Here is a 17,234-nt window from a genome sequence, read left to right as displayed (position 1 = left end):
CGGTGTACGAGCGCGAGCAAACCAAACGCACACTCCATCTTAAGTCAACACGCCAAAACTGCGGCCATTGTTTTGGCCTTCTCCCAACATGAACCGCGTTGACCCGCCCACATGGACGCCCAACGAGCGAAGTCAGGGTCGGTCGACTAAAGCCGTCCGAATGCGGCGGCTCTCAGCCCTGATCTGCCGCTGGCCGCTGCGCGACGAACGACAGCTGATGGCCGATGGCGCGCATGCGCCTCTCCATGGCCTGTGACGACATTCAGTCTGCAGCGGTGGGCATGCCTTGAAGACATCGGCTGCGGCCCGCTGCAGACCGGCCTGATCGACGGGCAATCGACTCGTGACGTCTGCAGCCGCCTCGTCGTGCTGCCCCCATCGCAAAGCCGCACAACTCTGCTTTGCATCCGCGCGGCGTTGCGATCAGCAGTTCGCCCGTGCGCGCTGTCATGCTGGCCAGCCCAAGCGTGGCCGGTGTCAGGTCTAGTTGAGATACCAGCCACTGGCATTCCCGGCCGCTGACGATTGCCTCAACCGCGCGACAACATCCGCCCCGCCCGCGCCAGCACTGCCCGGCTACCTTCCCGGTACGCCAGCGCCCCGTTCACGAACACTGCCTCCACACCTTCGCTCAGCCGCTCTGGCTGCTCGAAGCTGGCCATGTCCGTGATGCGCTGCGGGTCGAACACCACCACATCGGCCGCAAGCCCGGCGCGCAGCAGGCCGCGGCCGTGCAGGCGGAACTGGCGGGCCGACAGGCCGGTCATCTTGTGGATGGCCTGCTCCAGCGTGAACAGGCCGCGGCCGCGCCAGTAGCGGGCCAGCACGCGTGGGAAGGCGCCCCACAGGCGCGGGTGCGGGTGGCGGTCGTGGGGCAGTCCGTCCGAGCCGATCATGCAGCGCGGGTGGGCGATGACGCGCTCTACGTCGTCCTCGTGCATCTGGAAGTAGCAGGCGCCGCCGGGCATCAGCCGGCGCGCAGCGGCCAGCTGGTCCACGCCCCATTCGGCGGCGATGTCGGCCAGCATCCGGCCGCCCATCTCTGGGTGCGGGTCGCTCCAGGTGAGGAGCACGTCGATCACGCCATCGATCAGGTCTTCGCGCAGCACGGTGGAGCCGGCGATGTAGGGGTAGACGTCCATCGCGATGTCCTGCCGCTGCGCCAGTTCGTCGATCAGCGGCAGCGTCTCGCGTGTGCGGCCCCATTGGCTGGGGCCGGCGCACTTGTGGTGCGAGATCACCAGCGGCAGGCCGGCTTCGAAGGCGCAGTCGCCGGCTTCGTGGATGGCTTCGATGATGGCCTGCATCTCGCTGCGCAGGTGCGTGCTGTAGACGCCGCCGGCACGCGCGACGACGCGGGCCAGGTCGGTCACCTCGTCGGCCGGGGCAGCGAAGGCCTCTTCGTAGAACAGGCCGGACGACAGGCCCAGCGCGCCAGCGTCCATGCACTCCTGCAGCAGCGCGGCCATGTGGGCGCGCTCGTCGGCGGTGGCGGCACGCGTCAGGTCGTGCATGGTGGCGAAGCGCAGCGTGGTGTGGCCCACCAGGGCGGCCACGTTCACTGCTGGCTGCGCGGCGTCCACCGCAGTACGGTACTCGGCCATGGTGGCGTGGCGGTAGGCGTCTGCGCCCAGCAGCGTGAGCGGTGGCTGCGCGCGCTCGGTGCGGTAGGGGGCCAGCGAGATACCGCAGTTGCCGGTGATGACGGTGGTGATGCCCTGCGACAGCTTGGGCAGGTATTCGGGGGTGCGCAGCACGGCGTTGTCGTCGTGCGTGTGGACGTCGATGAAGCCGGGGGCGATGACCTTGCCGCGGCAGTCCATGGTCTGCAGGTCGGCCACGTGCAGGCCGGCGGGCAGGTGGTCGCGCAGCTGCAAGCCCAGCCGTTCGATGCGGCCGTCCAGCAGCAGCACATCGCCCGACCAGCCGGGCGCGCCGCTGCCGTCCACGATGCGGCCGCCTTCGAGCAACTGGGGTGCAGTCATGTCAATCCTCCATGCGCAATGCGCTGGCCGTCGCGCACCACAGCGCGCCGGTCTGACTCAGAACTGCGTGGTGATGGCATCGACCACGCGCAGCTGCTCGTCGACGATGGGCATCCAGCGCCACTTGTCAAAGGTGGTGCAGGGGTGCGAGATGCCCAGGCCGATGCGCTCGCCCACCACAGGCGCGTCAGCGTCGTCCGCCTCTTCCCAACGCAGGTAGGCGTGCTGGTCGTTCAGCGCGGTGATGGCCCAGCTGCCGGGCACGCCCTGCGTCGCCAGGCTGTCGCGCGCGGCGCGGGCGATGGGCACGGGCAGTGACAGGTCGAACGAAATGTCGCGCCGGCCCACGGCCAGGATAGCCAGGCGCGGCTCGGGTCGCGATTGCACGGTGGCCCACACTTCCAGCGCCGGGCGCAGGCCATCGGCGCATTCGCAACCCAGGCGCTGGTTCACGGCGTTGACCATGCGGCCGTAGAAGCCGTGGTCGTGCGTCACATAGCAGCCCGAGCGCAGCAGCCCGCGCACCGGGCGGCCCAGCGTGGGCCGCAGCCGGCCTGCCACCAGGTCGAAGATGGCCGAGCCGCCGGCCGAGAACAGCACCTCGCCGGCCTCGAACAGCTCCTGCGCCACGCAGGCCCGCGCCACGGCTTCGACACGGTCCATCAGCGTGTTGGCGTAGGCGGTGTCAGGGGCGCTCTGGCCGGTCGCGCCCTGGCCCTCGTAGCACTCGATGCCGACCAGTTGCGTCGCCGGGCTGGCGCGCAGGGCGCCGGCCAGGGCCAGCGCCTCGCCGTGCGTACGGCAGCCGGTGCGGCCGCCGTCGGTGCCGATCTCCAACATCACCTCGAACGCGCCGGAGCTGCCCTGGCGCGTGTGCCAATCCTCGATCAGCGCCAGCTGCGCCAGCGAATCGACCAGGAAGACCACGCGGAGGTTGGGATGCCTGTTCAAAAGATGGCGGATGCCGGCCAGGTCGTCGTCCGACACGACCTGGTTGGCGATCAGCGTGCGCCGCGCGCCAGCCGCCACGCCGATGGCCAGCTGCGCGACGGTGGCGAAGGTGATGCCCCAGGCACCGGCGTCGAGCTGGCGCTGGAACAGCTGCGGCGACATGGTGGTCTTGCCGTGCGGCGCCATGTCCACGCCCTGGCTGCGCGCGTACGCCTGCATCCAGGCCAGGTTGTGGGCGAGCGCGTCACGGCGGATCACCGCAATCGGCAGCGGCAGATCGCCGGCCAGCACGTTCCAGCCGGCGGCGCCAACCGTGCTGCGCAGGCGCGGCGGCTGCGTGCGGGGGTAGCCCTTGTAGGTGGAGTCGAGCAGAGGGTCGAGCAAGGTGTCGTGCATGGTTTGATCATCCGCTTGTTACCAATGGTGCCCACGAGCCGCGCAATTTACTTTCAAATCCGAACTTCCAACAAGGAGACCCCATGCCGCTGGAATACCTGGGCCTGCCGCCCGTTGCATCCGACCGCGCTGCCCGGCCGCTGTCGCCGGCCGTGCGGGCGGGCGATTTCGTCTACGTGTCCGGCCAGGTGCCGGTGAACGCCGAGGGCGAGATCGTGGCCGGCGGCATCGAGGCGCAGACGCGGCAGGTGATGGAGAACGTGCGCGCCGCGCTGGAGGTGGCCGGCGCTGGCTTCGACGACGTCTGCAAATGCACCATCTGGCTGACCGACGCGCGTGACTTCGGCGCCTTCAACCGCGTCTACATGGGCTTTTTTCCACACGGCAAGCCGGCGCGCTCGACGACCGAGGCGCGGCTGATGATCGACGCCAAGGTCGAGATCGACGTCATCGCGTACAAGCCCAAGGGCTGAGGCGCGCGCTGCTAGTGCCGGGGCGTGAAGGTGGCGCCGCGCCGGCGCGCCATGTCTTCACCCATCGCGCGGGCCTGCTCGGGCGGCAGGCCGAACTTTGCGACGGGGAACGCATGGTGCTCCTCAGCCGCGAGGTGCCCGCGGTACAGGGCCGCATAGGCGACCCAGCGCGCGCGGGCAGCGGGCAGGTCGTCGGCCGTCAGCGTGCCGGCCTGCACGGCCAGCAGATCGGGGCGCAGCCCCGCCCACTCGCTTTCCATCACCTGGTGCTCACCACGCAGGCGCGCAGCCATGGCGGCGTGGCCAGTCTCGCGCAGCCGGGGCAGCACATGGCGCTCTTCGTCCTCATGGTGCAGCGGGGCGGCGGTGTCGAAATAGCGCAGCAGGGTGCCCGCCGCATCGCGCGCCTGAGCATCGGCACCGTGGGTGGCGATGTGCGCGGCCAGCCGCTCCATCAGCCCCAGGTTGTGCTCCATGCGGTCGTGGCAGGCCTGCAGCAGCTCGAAGGGATGGTCGAAGCCGGCAGCGGGGCCGGCGTGCAGGGTGTTGGCGTGGGGCATGGCCAGATGGTGTTCGGTCGTCTCCGGGCGCAGTACGGGGCCAGTATCGTGGCCTGGGTGGTGCGGATGTTTGCGCTTGCTCAACTGGCTCACGCAGAACTGTTCCTGGTCAAAGTGCGGACATGCGCCGTGCCTGCGTGGCGGACTGCATGCCCGCGCCGCTTTGCCGTACGCTGCCACCTTCACCCACCGCCGGAGTCCGCCATGCCCCGCATCCCCCATCTCCTTGCCTGTTCTCTGCTGGCCCTGCTCAGCGCGCACGCTGCCGCGCAGGCCCAGAAGAAGCTGCCGCTGCTGGTCCAGAAGGAACTCGCCGAGATGGTCAAGATGTGCAAGGAGGTGGGCGGCAAGGCCGTCCGTTCGCCTGAGCTGCTGACCGTGGTCGACCTCAGCGGCGACGGCGTGGCGGACTTCGTGGTCGACCAGGGCGCGTTCATCTGCGAGGGCGCCGCATCGCTGTTCGGCGGGTCCGGCGGCAGCCAGGTGGCGGCCTATGTGGGCACGGCCGACGGGCAGGCGGTGGCGGCTTTCTCGTCGGGCGGCTTCGGCATGCGGATCGACAAGACCGCCCAGCCGCACCGGCTCGAACTGCAGGTGGGCGGGCAGCTGTGCGGCCAGAAGATCACGCCCAAGATGTCGCGCGCCGAATACCGGGGCTGCTGGCGCCCGGTGCTGTGGAATGCGCGCGCGGGCAAGCTGGATTTCGCGCCGGTGTCGCAGGTCAAGCCGGTGCAGTGAGCCGCCGGCGCGCCTGACGTGTGCTGTGGCGCGAGTCGGTCACCCGGCGATCACACGCCGCCCTTCATCCCCAGCCGCCGCGCCAGCTTGTGCAGGTTGCTGGCGTCGAGTTCGAGTGTCCGCGCTGCCTGCGCCCAGTTGCCGCCGTGGTGCGCCAGCGCCTGGGTGATCGCCTCGCGCTGCGCCGCGTCCACCGTGGCGCGCAGGCTGTGTGGCGGCAGCACGGCGGCGGCCGGCAGCGACGCAAGGGCAGGGCCCGCCGGCTGCACCAGCTCCAGGTCCAGCAGCTGCACATCGAGCGTGACGATCTCGTCGCGCCGGGCGCCACGGCTCAACGCCTTCAGCGCGGCGCGGCTGAGCACATGCTCCAGCTCGCGCACGTTTCCGGGCCAACCGTAGCGCAGCAGCGCCTCTTGCGCGGGCGCCGACAGCCGCAGGCTGCGCAGGCCCAGGCGCGCGCGGTTCAGCTCCAGAAAGCGGCCGGCCAGCAGCAGCACATCGGCCCCTCGCTCGCGCAGCGGTGGGATCGGGATCGGGTAGACCGACAGGCGGTGGTACAGGTCCGCACGAAACGCCCCGTCGCGCACCTGATCGCGCAAGCTGCGGTTGGTCGCCGCGATCACGCGCACGTCGACCTGGCGCGGCCGGTCGGCGCCCAGGCGCTGGATCTCGCCGTTCTGCAGCGTGCGCAACAGCTTGGCCTGGATCGACAGCGGCAGCTCGCCCACTTCGTCCAGGAACAGCGTGCCGCCATCGGCCGCCTCGAATCGGCCCGGCCGCTCGCCGACCGCGCCGGAGAACGCGCCCTTGGCATGGCCGAACAGCTCGCTCTCGGCCAGTGACTCGGGCAGGGCGGCGCAGTTGACGTGCACCATGGGCTTGGCGGCGCGGCGTGACAGCCGGTGCAGCCGGTGCGCGAACAGTTCCTTGCCGACACCTGTCTCGCCCAGGAGCAACACCGGCAGGCCGGAGTCGGCCACCACCTGCAGCTCGTGGAGCAGCTGGGCGATGGCCTCGCTCTGGCCCAGGATCTCGCTGTCTTCGCGCAGCACGGCGCCGCCGCCGGCCGGCGGGCCGCTCATGCGCATGGCGCGCAGTTCGGCCTCCAGCCGCGTCACGCGCACGGCCGCTTCGACCAGAGGCAGCAGGAGCGCGAGGTCCGCGCGCGCTGCGGCGCCAAAGGTGCCGACCGTCAACGCGTCCAGCGTCAGCACGCCCCAACGCCGGCCCTCGACGTCCAGCGGCGCACCCATGCAATCGTGCACGGCCGACGGCTCGCCGGCCCGCTCGACGACCAGGCCGTCGTAAGGGTCGGGCAGGCCGCTGTCGTGGTGGAAGCGGGTCACGCCGTGGCCCTGCAGGATGGCGGCCAGCCGCGGATGCTCGCGCACGGCAAAGCGCCGGCCCAGCGCGTCGCTGGCAAGGCCGTCTACGGCCATGGGGCGCAGGTGTTCGCCATCGGCCTCCAGCCGTAGCAGGGCCACGGCGCCACAGCCGAACTGCGCGCGCAGCGCCGCCACCAGGCGCTGGTGGCGCACGGCCACGGGCAGCTCGGCCGACAGGTCGGCCAGCAGCAGAGGATGTGCGGGGTTCATGGTCATCATTACCCTCTAATGGTTGTTCTGACCAGGATACAGGAAGGTTCAATATACCTCGATGTGGACAACACATTGAAAACTAACGATATTTTCCAGGCACGTTGCTCGCAAGCACCCATGGCATCACACACAACAGGAGCACCCCTTGGAAGCCTTGGCAGAACGCAACGACGAGATCCTGGACCAATCGCTCGGCCAGCTGGCACGGCGCATCCCTGGCGCCACACGCGTCTTCGACGCGCAGCAGCTGGACTTCTGCTGCGCGGGCAACCGCAGCCTGCGCAAGGCTGCCGGTGAAGCCGGCGTGGACGCCGACGCCATCGCACAGGCGCTGCGCGAGCTGGCGCAGCGGGCAGCCGACACCACCGAGCCCGACTGGAGCACGGCCACCGACATCGCGCTGGTCGACCACATCCTGGCCCGCTACCACGCGGTGCACCGCGAGCAGTTGCCCGAGCTGATCCGCCTGGCCCGCAAGGTCGAGCAGGTGCATGGCGCGCGGCCCGACTGCCCGCACGGCCTGGCCGACCACCTGAGCCAGATGGCGCAGGAGCTGGAAAGCCACATGCGCAAGGAGGAGGAGATGCTGTTCCCGCTGATCGCACGCGGCCAGGGCGCGATGGCGGGCATGCCCATCGACGTGATGCGCGGCGAACACGACGCGCACGGCGTCGAACTGCGCCGGCTGGAGGCGCTGACCAACGGCATCACGCCGCCGCGCGGCGCCTGCACCACCTGGCGTGCGCTGTACGCCGGGCTGGCCACATTCCGCGCTGACCTGATGCAGCACATCCACACCGAGAACAACATCCTGTTCGAGCGCTTCGCGCCGGCAGCGGTGCGCTGAGGCGCGGAAGGCAAGACCATGGGTGCGTACAAGAAATACTGGTTCACGCTGATCGGCGTGTGCATCGCGATGTTCTCGCTGCTGGGCTACTACGGCGCGGATGTCTACCGCTCGGCGCCGCCGCTGCCTGAGCGCGTCACCACCGCCGACGGCAAGACCCTGTTCACCGGCGAGCAGATCCTGGACGGCCAGACCGCCTGGCAGTCGGTGGGCGGCATGCAGCTGGGCTCGGTCTGGGGCCACGGCGCCTACCAGGCGCCGGACTGGTCGGCCGACTGGCTGCACCGCGAGCTGGTCGCCTGGCTGGACCTGGGCGCACAGCAGCGCCACGGCCGGCCCTTCGCGCAGCTCGACCCTGCCGGACAGGGCGCATTGCGCGCTGAACTGAAGGCCGAGTACCGGGGCAACCGTGTCGACGCGGCGAACCGGCTGGTCGTGAGCGAGCGCCGCGCCGAGGCCATCGCGCAGACCGCGGCCTACTACGACCTACTGTTCTCCGATGCGCCGGCTCTGCGCACGAGCCGCGCGAGCTTTGCGATGAAGGAGAACACCTTGCCCAGCGCCGAGCGGCGCCAGGCCTTGACGCAGTTCTTCTTCTGGACGGCCTGGGCCGCCGCCACCGAGCGCCCCAACTCGCAGGTGACCTACACCAACAACTGGCCGCACGAGCCCTTGATCGACAACCGGCCCAGCAGCGAGAACATCGTCTGGTCGATCGCCAGCGTGGTGATCCTGCTGGCGGGCATCGGCTTTCTGGTGTGGGGCTGGGCCTTCCTGCGCAAGCATGACGCGCCGCTGCCGGCCGCGCCCGCCCGCGACCCGCTGGCCAGCGGTGCGCTCACGCCATCGCAAGGCGCGCTCGCAAAGTACCTGTTCCTGGTGGTCGCGCTGTTCGTGTTCCAGGTCTTCGTGGGCGGCTTTACCGCGCACTACACGGTGGAGGGGCAGACCTTCTACGGCGTGGACGTCTCGCAGTGGTTCCCCTACAGCCTCACGCGCACCTGGCACATCCAGGCCGCGCTGTTCTGGATCGCCACCGGCTTCCTGGCCGTCGGCCTGTTCCTGGCGCCGCTGATCAACGGCGGGCGCGACCCGAAGTTCCAGAAGCTGGGCGTCGATGTGCTGTTCTGGGCGCTGGTGGTGGTGTGCGTCGGCTCCTTCGTCGGCAACTACCTGGCGATCGCGCAGGTGATGCCGCCTGCATGGAACTTCTGGCTCGGCCACCAGGGCTACGAGTACGTGGACCTGGGCCGGCTGTGGCAGATCCTGAAATGGGTCGGCATCCTCTTGTGGCTGGTGCTGATGCTGCGCGGTGTGCTGCCGGCGCTGTTCAAGCGTGACGGGCAGGACAAGAACCTGCTGGCGCTGCTGACGGCTTCGGTCGGCGCCATCGGCCTGTTCTACGGCGCCGGCCTGATGTATGGCGAGCGCACCCATCTGACGGTCATGGAGTACTGGCGCTGGTGGGTGGTGCACCTCTGGGTGGAGGGCTTCTTCGAAGTCTTCGCGACGACCGCGCTGGCCTTCGTCTTCAGCAGCATGGGCCTGGTCTCGCGCAGCATGGCCACCACGGCCAGCCTGGCCTCGGCCTCGTTGTTCCTGCTGGGCGGCATCCCGGGCACGTTCCACCACCTGTACTTTGCCGGCACGACCACGGCGGTGATGGCCGTGGGCGCCGCGTTCAGCGCACTCGAGGTGGTGCCGCTGATCGTGCTGGGCCACGAAGCCTGGGAGAACTGGCGCCTGAAGACGCGTGCGCCGTGGATGGCCAATCTCAAGTGGCCGCTGCTGTGCTTCGTGGCCGTGGCGTTCTGGAACATGCTGGGCGCCGGCGTGTTCGGCTTCATGATCAACCCGCCCATCTCGCTGTACTACGTGCAGGGGCTCAACACCACGCCGGTGCATGCCCATGCGGCGCTGTTCGGGGTCTACGGCTTCCTGGCGCTGGGTTTCACCTTGCTGGTGCTGCGCTATGTGCGGCCGCAGTTCGTGTTCAGCGAGCCGCTGATGAAGACCGCGTTCTGGGGCCTGAACGCAGGCCTGGTGCTGATGATCTTCACCAGCCTGCTGCCGATCGGCTTCATCCAGTTCCACGCCAGCGTCAGTGAAGGGCTGTGGTGGGCACGCAGCGAAGCCTTCATGCAGCAGCCGCTGCTGCAGACGCTGCGCTGGGTGCGCACCTTCGGCGATGTGGTGTTCATCGTCGGCGCACTGGCGATGGCCTGGCAGGTGGTGCTCGGCCTGCTGAACCGGTCGGCGCTGCCTGGCCCGGTGGCCCCTGGGCGCGTGCGGCCGGCTGGAGCGCGCTGATCCCCTGCTGGTGCAGATCGCATCGACCAGGGCCGCTCGCGCGGGGCTGATCTCTCGGGGATTGCGCTAGGCACGACTGGCGGGTAGGTTGACGATGATGCAGGCGGCGCACCACCGGTGTGCCGCCCGCTCAACCACCGGAGACCCACCCGCATGCCTTTTCCATCCGACCTCTCGCGCCGCCGCACCCTGCAAGGCGCGGCCGCATTCGCCGCCGCCAGCCTGGTGCCTGGCCTGCACGCGCAGACCGCGCGCTGGCCCGACAAGCCGCTGCGCGTCGTCGTGCCGTTCCCCCCGGGCGGCTTGACGGACGCCTATGCGCGGCTGTTCGCCGACCACTTCACGCAGACGCTGGGCCAGCCCTCCGTGGTGGACAACCGGCCCGGCGGTGGTGCCATCATCGGCATCAGCCAGGTGGCCAAGGCGGCGCCTGATGGCTACACGCTGCTGATTTCCACCTCCGGCACGGTGTGGCAGAACCGCGTGCTCTACACCAAGCTGCCCTACGACCTGGACAAAGACCTGACGCCGGTGGCGCTGTTTCCCTCCGGGCCGCTGGCCGTGGCAGTGGCGCCCGACGTGCCGGCCAACAACATGCGCGAATTCATCGCCTGGGCGAAGGATCGGCAGGTCAACATGGCCAGCTACGCGCCGGGTGCCTACCCGCACATGGTGGCCGACCAGCTGAACCGCCGTTCGGGCACGAAGATCCAGACCATCATGTACAAGGGCGAATCGCCGATGTGGATCGACGTGGCCGGCAATGCCACGCAGATCGGCATCGGCAGCTACCAGGCTTTTGCGACGGTGCAGGGGCGCGGCGTGCGTCCCATCGGCGTGACCGGCAAGTACCGCTCGCCCAAGATGCCCGACGTTCCCACGCTGGTGGAGCAGGGCATCGACTCGCCCTTGGTCGCGCTGGAAGGCGGCCTGGCCCTGATGGCCCCCGCCGGCACGCCCGAGGCCGTGCTGATGGCGCTCAACAAGATCGCCAGAGGCTGCGTGGAGACCGACCGCGGCAACAAGCTGCGCGAGAACTTCGGTATCCCGAACAAGCCCAAGGATCTGGCTGGCACGCGCAAGGATTGGGACACTGAAGTGCCGGTCTGGATCAAACTGGCGGTGGAATTGGGCATCAAGCTCGATTGAGGACAGCCGGTGGCGGGCCGCGCGCCTGCCACCACCATCGGCCTCTGCTGCACGTACTGCGCGATGACTGCGCGCGTGCTCCAGGCCTTCGCCCGCTCACCGCCCAAGGCGCCGCATCGGCGCCTGCATCGCCCCCTCTGCGCGGGCGATCCGCGAAGGCGGTGATCCCGTGATCTAGTGCACCGGCGCGCTTGCGCAGGGTGCACCCGATACGGGAAAACGATAGCCAAAACTGAAAGCGCTTTCAAACAAAATGCATGCAGCCGACCAACGGCGCACGCACGGAGACACACGCATGAAGCGCTTGCCAAGAATCATGATCAGCCTGGGCATCGGGCTGCTGACGGCCATGACCGCCCTGCAGGGCCATGCCCAGACAGAGACGCTGCGGATCGGCAGCGGCGCGGTGCGGCTGCAGCCCCACAGCGGTGATCCCGCGGTGCCGCGCGCGCCCCACCGCACCGAGGGCATGCTCAAGCGGGCCGCGCCCACCAACCAGTGGTATTCGACGCTGATCTTTGCGGACAAGCCCGAGCCCATCTACGCGCAGCCGCTGACCTTCCGCGCGGTGGAGCAGGGCCTGGAGATGGCCTTGCCACGCAAGGAGATCGTGGCCACCGAGCGGCGCGATGTCGAGGTGCACTACGCGCACAAGATGCCCATCGTCATCGCCCCGGCAGACTTCAAACCCGGCCGTGCGCTGCTGGCCGGCGCCAGCGACTGGGCCATCGACATCGCCATGGGCGACGGCGCCGATACGTTCGACGCCACCATCGCGCATGGCAGCCCCTACGCCTGGTTTCGCCTGAGCCGCGGCGATGTGCGGGTGAGCCTGCCGGCCGCCGGGGAGCGCATCGCCTCGGCCGACGCGCGCGTGCTGCTGCTGCGCGTGCAGGGCGTGCCCTATGCGCTGTACGGCCCCACGGGCGTGCAGTGGGAATCGGTCTCGCCCGCCGAGTGGCGCGGCCGCCTGCCAGCAGGCAAGGGGTATGTCGTGGCGTCCGCGTTGCCGGACGAGTCCGCGCAGACCCAGGCCCTGCTGCTCAAGCATGCCTACAGCCGGCTGGCCGACACGCGTGTGGATTGGAACGTCGACCGTGCCACCGGCGCCGTGGAGACGCGTTTCCAGGCCACCACGCAGGCGCTGGAAGGCAGCGATGCCGGCGCGTTGATGGGCCTGTACCCGCACCATTGGCACGGCAACGCCGAGGTGCAGGGCCACCTCGGCCCGGCGTATGAATCCGTGCGCGGCAGCATCCGGCTGCTGCCGGCGTCTGCCTTTCGCACCACGGCGCGCTATACCGGCTTCGTGCCGTACTGGCCGGGTGTCGAAGACGCCGCGCCGCGCATGGGCCAGCTGCAGGACGTCATGAAGACCGACCTGCGCAATGCGCGCCGCATGATGCTGGAGATCGGCAAGGGCCCGTACTGGCAGGGCAAGGGCCTGCTGCGCCTGGTGAAGATGCTGGACGTGTACGAGCAGCAGGGTGACCGCGAGGCGTCCGAGCGCATCCTGGGCCTGCTCAAGACGCGCGTCGCGGAATGGTTCGCCGGCGACGACCGCAAGAAGTACTTCCACTGGGACCGCGCCATGGGCACCGTGGTCGCCTACCCGGAGGAGTACTTCTCGGTGGTGCAGATGAACGACCACCACTTCCACTACGGCTACTGGATCCGCGCCGTGGCCGAGATCGCGCTGCGCGACCCGGCCTGGGCTTCGCGCCAGGGCTGGGGTGCGATGGTCGATCTGCTGATCAAGGACATCGCCCACACACGCCGCGGCGACGCCGAATTCCCGTTCCTGCGCAACTTCGACGCGTACGAAGGCCACTCCTGGGCGTCGGGCATCGGCCTGGGCGAGCACGGCAACAACCAGGAATCTTCGAGCGAGGCGCTGAACGCCTGGACCGGCCTGGTGTTGTGGGGCGAGGTGCAGGGCGACGCGGCACTGCGCGACCTGGGCATCTGGCTGCTGGTGACCGAGACCGAGGCTGTCAAGCACTACTGGTTCGACCTGCACAAGGTGGTGTTCGCCCCCGAGTACAAGAACGTGGACGTGAGCATGGTGTTCGGTGGCAAGTACGCGCACAACACCTGGTGGATCGACGATCCGCGCCAGATCACCGGCATCAACCTGCTGCCGATGACCAGCGTGTCCACCTACTTCGCCAGCCACCCGGATTACATCCGCCGCAACATGGCGGCGCTGCAGGAAGAGCAGGCCGTCTGGGCGGCACGCGGCAAGCGCGTGGACCCGGCCGACATCTGGCAGGACGTGTTCGCCAAGTACCTGGCGCTGGCCGACCCGGCCGCCGCGCTGGCGGCCTGGGACCGCTGGGGCGCCGTCGAGCTCGGCGACAGCCGCACCCACACGCTGCACTACCTGCTGAGCCTGGCCCGCATGGGCGCGCCGGACACCAGCGTGACCGCCGACACCACGCTCTACCAGGTGTTCAAAGGCGCCGATGGCCGCCGCACCTACCTCGCGTTCAACGCCGGGAAGGCGCCACTGCGCGTGCGCTTCAGCGACGGGCATGCGCTCGAGGTAGCGCCCGGTGCGCTGGCGAAATCGACCGCCCGCTGAGCCCCCCCTTCCCCTGTTCGACCCACCAGCCGCGCGCTGGCGATGCACCCGCACGCCAGCCCGCGCACCGATCACTCCCCGTTCCCTGAAGGACTTGACACCATGACGACCCGCCCCCCCTTCGCCTCACGTGCCCTGTGCTCTGCTTCCGTGCTCTCGCTGCTGCTGACAGCCTGCGGCGGGGGCGATGGCAGCCCGCCCCCCGCCGCGCCTGGCAGCGTGGTCACGGCCGTGGTGCCGGTGGTGACCATCACCAACAACGTGCCGGCCGGTGTCGCGACTGGCGCGGTCACCTTCACCTTCTCGTTCAACCGCGACGTCGGCACCACGTTCACGGCGGACGACGTGACCGTCACCGGCGGCACCAAGGGCGCGTTCACACGGGCCAGCGGCACCAGCGCCACGCTGCTGGTCACGCCGGGCACGGGCGCGGGCACGATCGAGGTGTCCGTGCCGGCAGGGGCCGTGGCCGATGCCGGCGGCGCGGCCAATGCGGCAGTCAGCGCGCAGAAGGCCTACAACGTGGCCGTGGCGCCGCCACCGCCGCCGCCGATGAGCGGCACCCGCCTGGTGAGCTTCGAGGAGACGCCGGCCCCGACGCTGATCGGTTTCGGCGGCGCGGAAGACGCCACCGTGGTGGCCGACCCGACCGACGCCTCCAACAAGGTGGCGCGCGTCGTCAAGAGCGGCACCGCCGAACTCTGGGCCGGCACCACCGTGGCCGTGTGCCCCGGCGATACCGTAGCGCGCATGCCGTTCTCGGCAACCGAGACCACCATGATGGTGCGGGTCTGGTCGCCCGATGCCGGCATCCCGGTGCGGCTGAAGGTGGAGAACGCGGCCGACCCCACGCAGTCGATGGAGACCGAAGCCACGGTGACCACCGCCAGCGGCTGGCAGACGCTGACCTTCAACTTTGCCAACCCAGCAGCCGGCACGGCGGCGCTGAACCCGGCCGCCACCTACAACAAGGCCTCGATCTTCTTCAACTTCGGCGTGACCGGCGCCACCGCCGGTGCGCGCACCTACTACTTCGATGACCTGACGTTTGGCGGCAGTAGCTTCTCGCCTGCGTGTGCGGGGGCTTCCGGTGGCGGCGGTGGCGGCGGCGGTGGCGGTGCCGTAGTCAGCAGCCAGATCACCATGAGCGAAGGCTCCGCGCTGACGTTCACCGGCTTCGGCGGCTCGGACGGCACCGCCGTGCCAGACCCCACGGACGCTGCCAACACCGTGGCGCGCGTCGTCAAATCCGCCGTCGCCGAGACCAGAGCCGGCACCACGATCTCGCTGCTGCCCAACCAGGCGATCTCGCCCATCGGCTTCAGCGCCGGCAACACCAGCATCACGGCGCGGGTCTGGTCGCCGGTGGCCGGCATCCCGGTGCGCATGAAGGTCGAGAGCGCCACCGACAACACCAAGACGGTGGAGACCGAAGCCACGGTCACCACCGCCAGCGGCTGGCAGACGCTCAGCTTCAACTTCGCCAACCAGGCCCCGGGCACGGCAGCGCTGAACCTGGCCACCGTGTACGACAAGCTGTCGGTGTTCTTCGACTTCGGCCGCGCGGGTGCCACAGTGGGGGCGGATCGCACCTACTACATCGACGACATCGCGTTCCCGGCGGCGTCGGGTGGCGCGGCGGTGACCCCGGTGGTGTTCGCCAGCGGCTACCAAAGCGCTGGCACAACCGCCCAGGGCGGCACCTGGAGCTATGCGAGCCGCGACTTCTCCAACTACCAGAGCACGTTTGTCGGCGGCGGCTTCGCGGATTCGTCGCCGGCCGTCGCCGACGACGCGCAGTACTTCTACATTGCCGTCACAACTAGCGCGCCGACGGCGCCGGGCACTTCACCCGTGACCAATGGCGGTGTCGTTGGTATGTCCGTGAAGCACCCCGGATTGACACTGACAGGGCAGACCCAGCTGGCGGTCAACCTGGGAATGGACGCGGACTTCTTCCTGAAGCCTACGAACAAGGACTACGAGGTGTTCGTCGTCGGCTCCACCAAATACAGCAACGGCAGCGGCGTTGACTGTCAGGTCACGCTCAAGAGCACCATCACGCCGACGACGGCACAGATGGTCACCTACACCGTGACGCTGGCCAGCATGACGCTGGTGGAGGCCTGCAACAGCGGGGGCTTCAACTCGGGTGTGACGACGGTGGCCCATGCGCTCGCCCAGCCGATCGGGGCGGTCGACACCCAGTTCAGCTTCCCGAACGTGAACACGACCAACACGAACGCGGGTGGGGTCTATCCCACCGGCATCACCCGCGGCAAGACCGAGTTCCGCTGATCGCACGCCACCTCGAAGGAGCCCCATGCCCACCCCCATCGCCCCCCCACCAGCGAACCGGCGCCAGGGCCTTGCCGCCGTGGCGGCCGCCGTGTTGCTGGCCTGCGCACCCGTCGCGCAGGCCATCGACCTCGGCCCGTTCAGCGTGAACGGCTTCGTCAAGGCCGAGGCCCAGCGCACCACCAACGTCTGCGAGCAGTGCCAGCGCGAGCAGGGCGAGGCCCGGCACCGGATCTGGGCCGACGACATTGGCTTCGCCCAGGCCTATGGCAGCCACTACTCGATGATCTCGCTGGTCCAGCCCTACCTGGGCTTCAAGCAGCAGATCGGCGGCGGCTTCACCGTGCATGGGCTGCTGAGCCAGCGCTGGCGCGACGGCAAGGTCGACCTCAAGGGCTGGTTCTACGAGCGCAACGCCGCCATCTCGCACGAGGACTGGGGCCGGCTGACCGTCGGCGCCATGACCACGCGCGGCTGGAGCGTGGCCGACTACCCGTATGGCACCAACGTCGGCGTGTCCGATGCCTGGGGCGCCAGCGGCGCCGGCTATGGCCTGCTCAGCCGCTCGGTGCGCTACATGACGCGCAAGCTCGACGTGCTGGACGGCGACCTGGTGCTGGAGGCTACCTACGACTTCGGCAAGAGCGGCTGGAAGCGCAACAAGCCGCGCTTCCTGGAGGTCTACGGCCAGTACGTCAAGGGCGACCTGGTCATCGATGCGGTGGCGCAGAGCGCGCGCAACGGCGAACCCGTGGGCTGGGGCAAGGCACCGTTCGGCGGGCTGACGCCGTTCCCCGAGGACGACGCGCTGCTCGGCGGATCGGACCAGGGCATGTTCATGGCGATGGCGCGCTACCAGGTGGATCCGAAGTGGGAAGTCTCGGGCGGTGTGCGCTTCAACCGCTGGAGCGGTGCCTATGCGGTGCAGACCACCACCGGCGCGCAAGGTCGCTGGAACAGCATGTTCAACGTGGACTGGGGCGGCTTTCGCGATGGCGTGGCCAACCCCGGCTACTCGGCGCGTTCCACCGATTTCATGCTGGGCCTGCGCTACCGCATCGACCAGCACTGGACTGCCACCACCGGCATGGTCCACCTGGGCAAGGCCAGCACGCGCAACCCCAGCGAGCGCGGCCAGAGCAACACCGCCACCATCAACACCATCGGCCTGGACTACGACTTTCGCAACGGGCTGAAGGTCTACGGCATGGCCGGCATCGTGCATTACGGCCGCAAGGGGCTGGCCCCGCTGTCCATGCCCAGCCACAGCGCCTTCACCAACGTCGACTCCCGCGTCGCCCGGCGCGGCGGCTGGGTCGGCATCGGCACGACCTTCACTTTCTGA

General features: G+C 69.3%; 12 protein-coding genes. 8 read left to right on the top strand and 4 right to left on the bottom strand.

Annotated features, from left to right (window positions below):
• Positions 1-530: 530 nt before the first annotated feature.
• The gene (locus AC099J_RS28030) at positions 531-1,985 is read right to left on the bottom strand and encodes an N-acyl-D-amino-acid deacylase family protein (RefSeq protein WP_479618599.1); all 1,455 of its coding nucleotides are present in this window, start codon (positions 1,983-1,985) and stop codon (positions 531-533) included.
• Between the two features lie 57 nt (positions 1,986-2,042).
• On the bottom strand, positions 2,043-3,332 hold the full coding sequence (locus AC099J_RS28025; protein ID WP_479618598.1) for an alanine racemase: 1,290 nt from the start codon (positions 3,330-3,332) through the stop codon (positions 2,043-2,045).
• Positions 3,333-3,415: 83 nt separating this feature from the next.
• On the opposite strand from AC099J_RS28025, the gene AC099J_RS28020 reads away from it, so the two are divergent.
• Complete coding sequence (locus tag AC099J_RS28020) at positions 3,416-3,805, top strand: RidA family protein (protein ID WP_479618597.1); 390 nt, start codon at positions 3,416-3,418, stop codon at positions 3,803-3,805.
• An 11-nt stretch (positions 3,806-3,816) separates the two neighbouring features.
• On the opposite strand, the gene AC099J_RS28015 is transcribed toward AC099J_RS28020, so the two are convergent.
• Entirely contained in the window at positions 3,817-4,365 is a 549-nt protein-coding gene (locus AC099J_RS28015) for a hemerythrin domain-containing protein (protein ID WP_479618596.1), read from the bottom strand.
• Positions 4,366-4,569: 204 nt separating this feature from the next.
• Between AC099J_RS28015 and AC099J_RS28010 the strand changes: the two genes are divergently transcribed.
• Positions 4,570-5,103, top strand: a complete 534-nt coding sequence (locus tag AC099J_RS28010) for a hypothetical protein (protein ID WP_479618595.1) — start codon at positions 4,570-4,572, stop codon at positions 5,101-5,103.
• A gap of 50 nt (positions 5,104-5,153) precedes the next feature.
• Here AC099J_RS28010 and norR read toward each other — a convergent pair whose 3' ends face one another.
• Complete coding sequence (norR, locus tag AC099J_RS28005; RefSeq protein ID WP_479618594.1) at positions 5,154-6,704, bottom strand: nitric oxide reductase transcriptional regulator NorR; 1,551 nt, start codon at positions 6,702-6,704, stop codon at positions 5,154-5,156.
• 142 nt (positions 6,705-6,846) lie between these two features.
• On the opposite strand from norR, the gene ytfE reads away from it, so the two are divergent.
• The 6 genes from ytfE to AC099J_RS27975 all read left to right on the top strand — a co-directional run bounded on the left by ytfE (position 6,847) and on the right by AC099J_RS27975 (position 17,234).
• Positions 6,847-7,548: an iron-sulfur cluster repair protein YtfE gene (gene ytfE / locus AC099J_RS28000; RefSeq protein WP_479618593.1), complete on the top strand. Its 702-nt coding sequence runs from the start codon at positions 6,847-6,849 to the stop codon at positions 7,546-7,548.
• A gap of 18 nt (positions 7,549-7,566) precedes the next feature.
• The gene (locus tag AC099J_RS27995; protein WP_479618592.1) at positions 7,567-9,858 is read left to right on the top strand and encodes a nitric-oxide reductase large subunit; all 2,292 of its coding nucleotides are present in this window, start codon (positions 7,567-7,569) and stop codon (positions 9,856-9,858) included.
• 153 nt (positions 9,859-10,011) lie between these two features.
• Positions 10,012-11,007, top strand: coding sequence for a Bug family tripartite tricarboxylate transporter substrate binding protein (locus AC099J_RS27990; RefSeq protein ID WP_479618591.1), 996 nt, complete (start codon positions 10,012-10,014; stop codon positions 11,005-11,007).
• A gap of 295 nt (positions 11,008-11,302) precedes the next feature.
• Entirely contained in the window at positions 11,303-13,591 is a 2,289-nt protein-coding gene (locus tag AC099J_RS27985) for a glycosyl hydrolase (RefSeq protein ID WP_479618590.1), read from the top strand.
• A gap of 102 nt (positions 13,592-13,693) precedes the next feature.
• The gene (locus AC099J_RS27980) at positions 13,694-15,889 is read left to right on the top strand and encodes an Ig-like domain-containing protein (protein WP_479618589.1); all 2,196 of its coding nucleotides are present in this window, start codon (positions 13,694-13,696) and stop codon (positions 15,887-15,889) included.
• 25 nt (positions 15,890-15,914) lie between these two features.
• Positions 15,915-17,234 (top strand): porin, encoded by a 1,320-nt coding sequence (locus tag AC099J_RS27975; protein WP_479618588.1) that lies wholly within the window; start codon positions 15,915-15,917, stop codon positions 17,232-17,234.

It is taken from the genome of Rhodoferax sp. RT4P68, assembly GCF_056521305.1.
Note: the sequence above shows the minus strand (reverse complement) of the source record. Positions and strands in the feature narration are given on the sequence as shown.

What these genes read in the sequence shown, in the direction of transcription:
- AC099J_RS28010 (WP_479618595.1), top strand. Translation starts at nt 4,570, where the DNA reads ATGCCCCGCATCCCCCATCTCCTTGCCTGTTCTCTGCTGGCCCTGCTC.
- AC099J_RS28015 (WP_479618596.1), bottom strand. Translation starts at nt 4,365, where the DNA reads ATGCCCCACGCCAACACCCTGCACGCCGGCCCCGCTGCCGGCTTCGAC.
- AC099J_RS27980 (WP_479618589.1), top strand. Translation starts at nt 13,694, where the DNA reads ATGACGACCCGCCCCCCCTTCGCCTCACGTGCCCTGTGCTCTGCTTCC.
- norR (WP_479618594.1), bottom strand. Translation starts at nt 6,704, where the DNA reads ATGACCATGAACCCCGCACATCCTCTGCTGCTGGCCGACCTGTCGGCC.
- AC099J_RS28020 (WP_479618597.1), top strand. Translation starts at nt 3,416, where the DNA reads ATGCCGCTGGAATACCTGGGCCTGCCGCCCGTTGCATCCGACCGCGCT.
- AC099J_RS27990 (WP_479618591.1), top strand. Translation starts at nt 10,012, where the DNA reads ATGCCTTTTCCATCCGACCTCTCGCGCCGCCGCACCCTGCAAGGCGCG.
- AC099J_RS27985 (WP_479618590.1), top strand. Translation starts at nt 11,303, where the DNA reads ATGAAGCGCTTGCCAAGAATCATGATCAGCCTGGGCATCGGGCTGCTG.
- AC099J_RS28025 (WP_479618598.1), bottom strand. Translation starts at nt 3,332, where the DNA reads ATGCACGACACCTTGCTCGACCCTCTGCTCGACTCCACCTACAAGGGC.
- AC099J_RS27975 (WP_479618588.1), top strand. Translation starts at nt 15,915, where the DNA reads ATGCCCACCCCCATCGCCCCCCCACCAGCGAACCGGCGCCAGGGCCTT.
- AC099J_RS27995 (WP_479618592.1), top strand. Translation starts at nt 7,567, where the DNA reads ATGGGTGCGTACAAGAAATACTGGTTCACGCTGATCGGCGTGTGCATC.
- AC099J_RS28030 (WP_479618599.1), bottom strand. Translation starts at nt 1,985, where the DNA reads ATGACTGCACCCCAGTTGCTCGAAGGCGGCCGCATCGTGGACGGCAGC.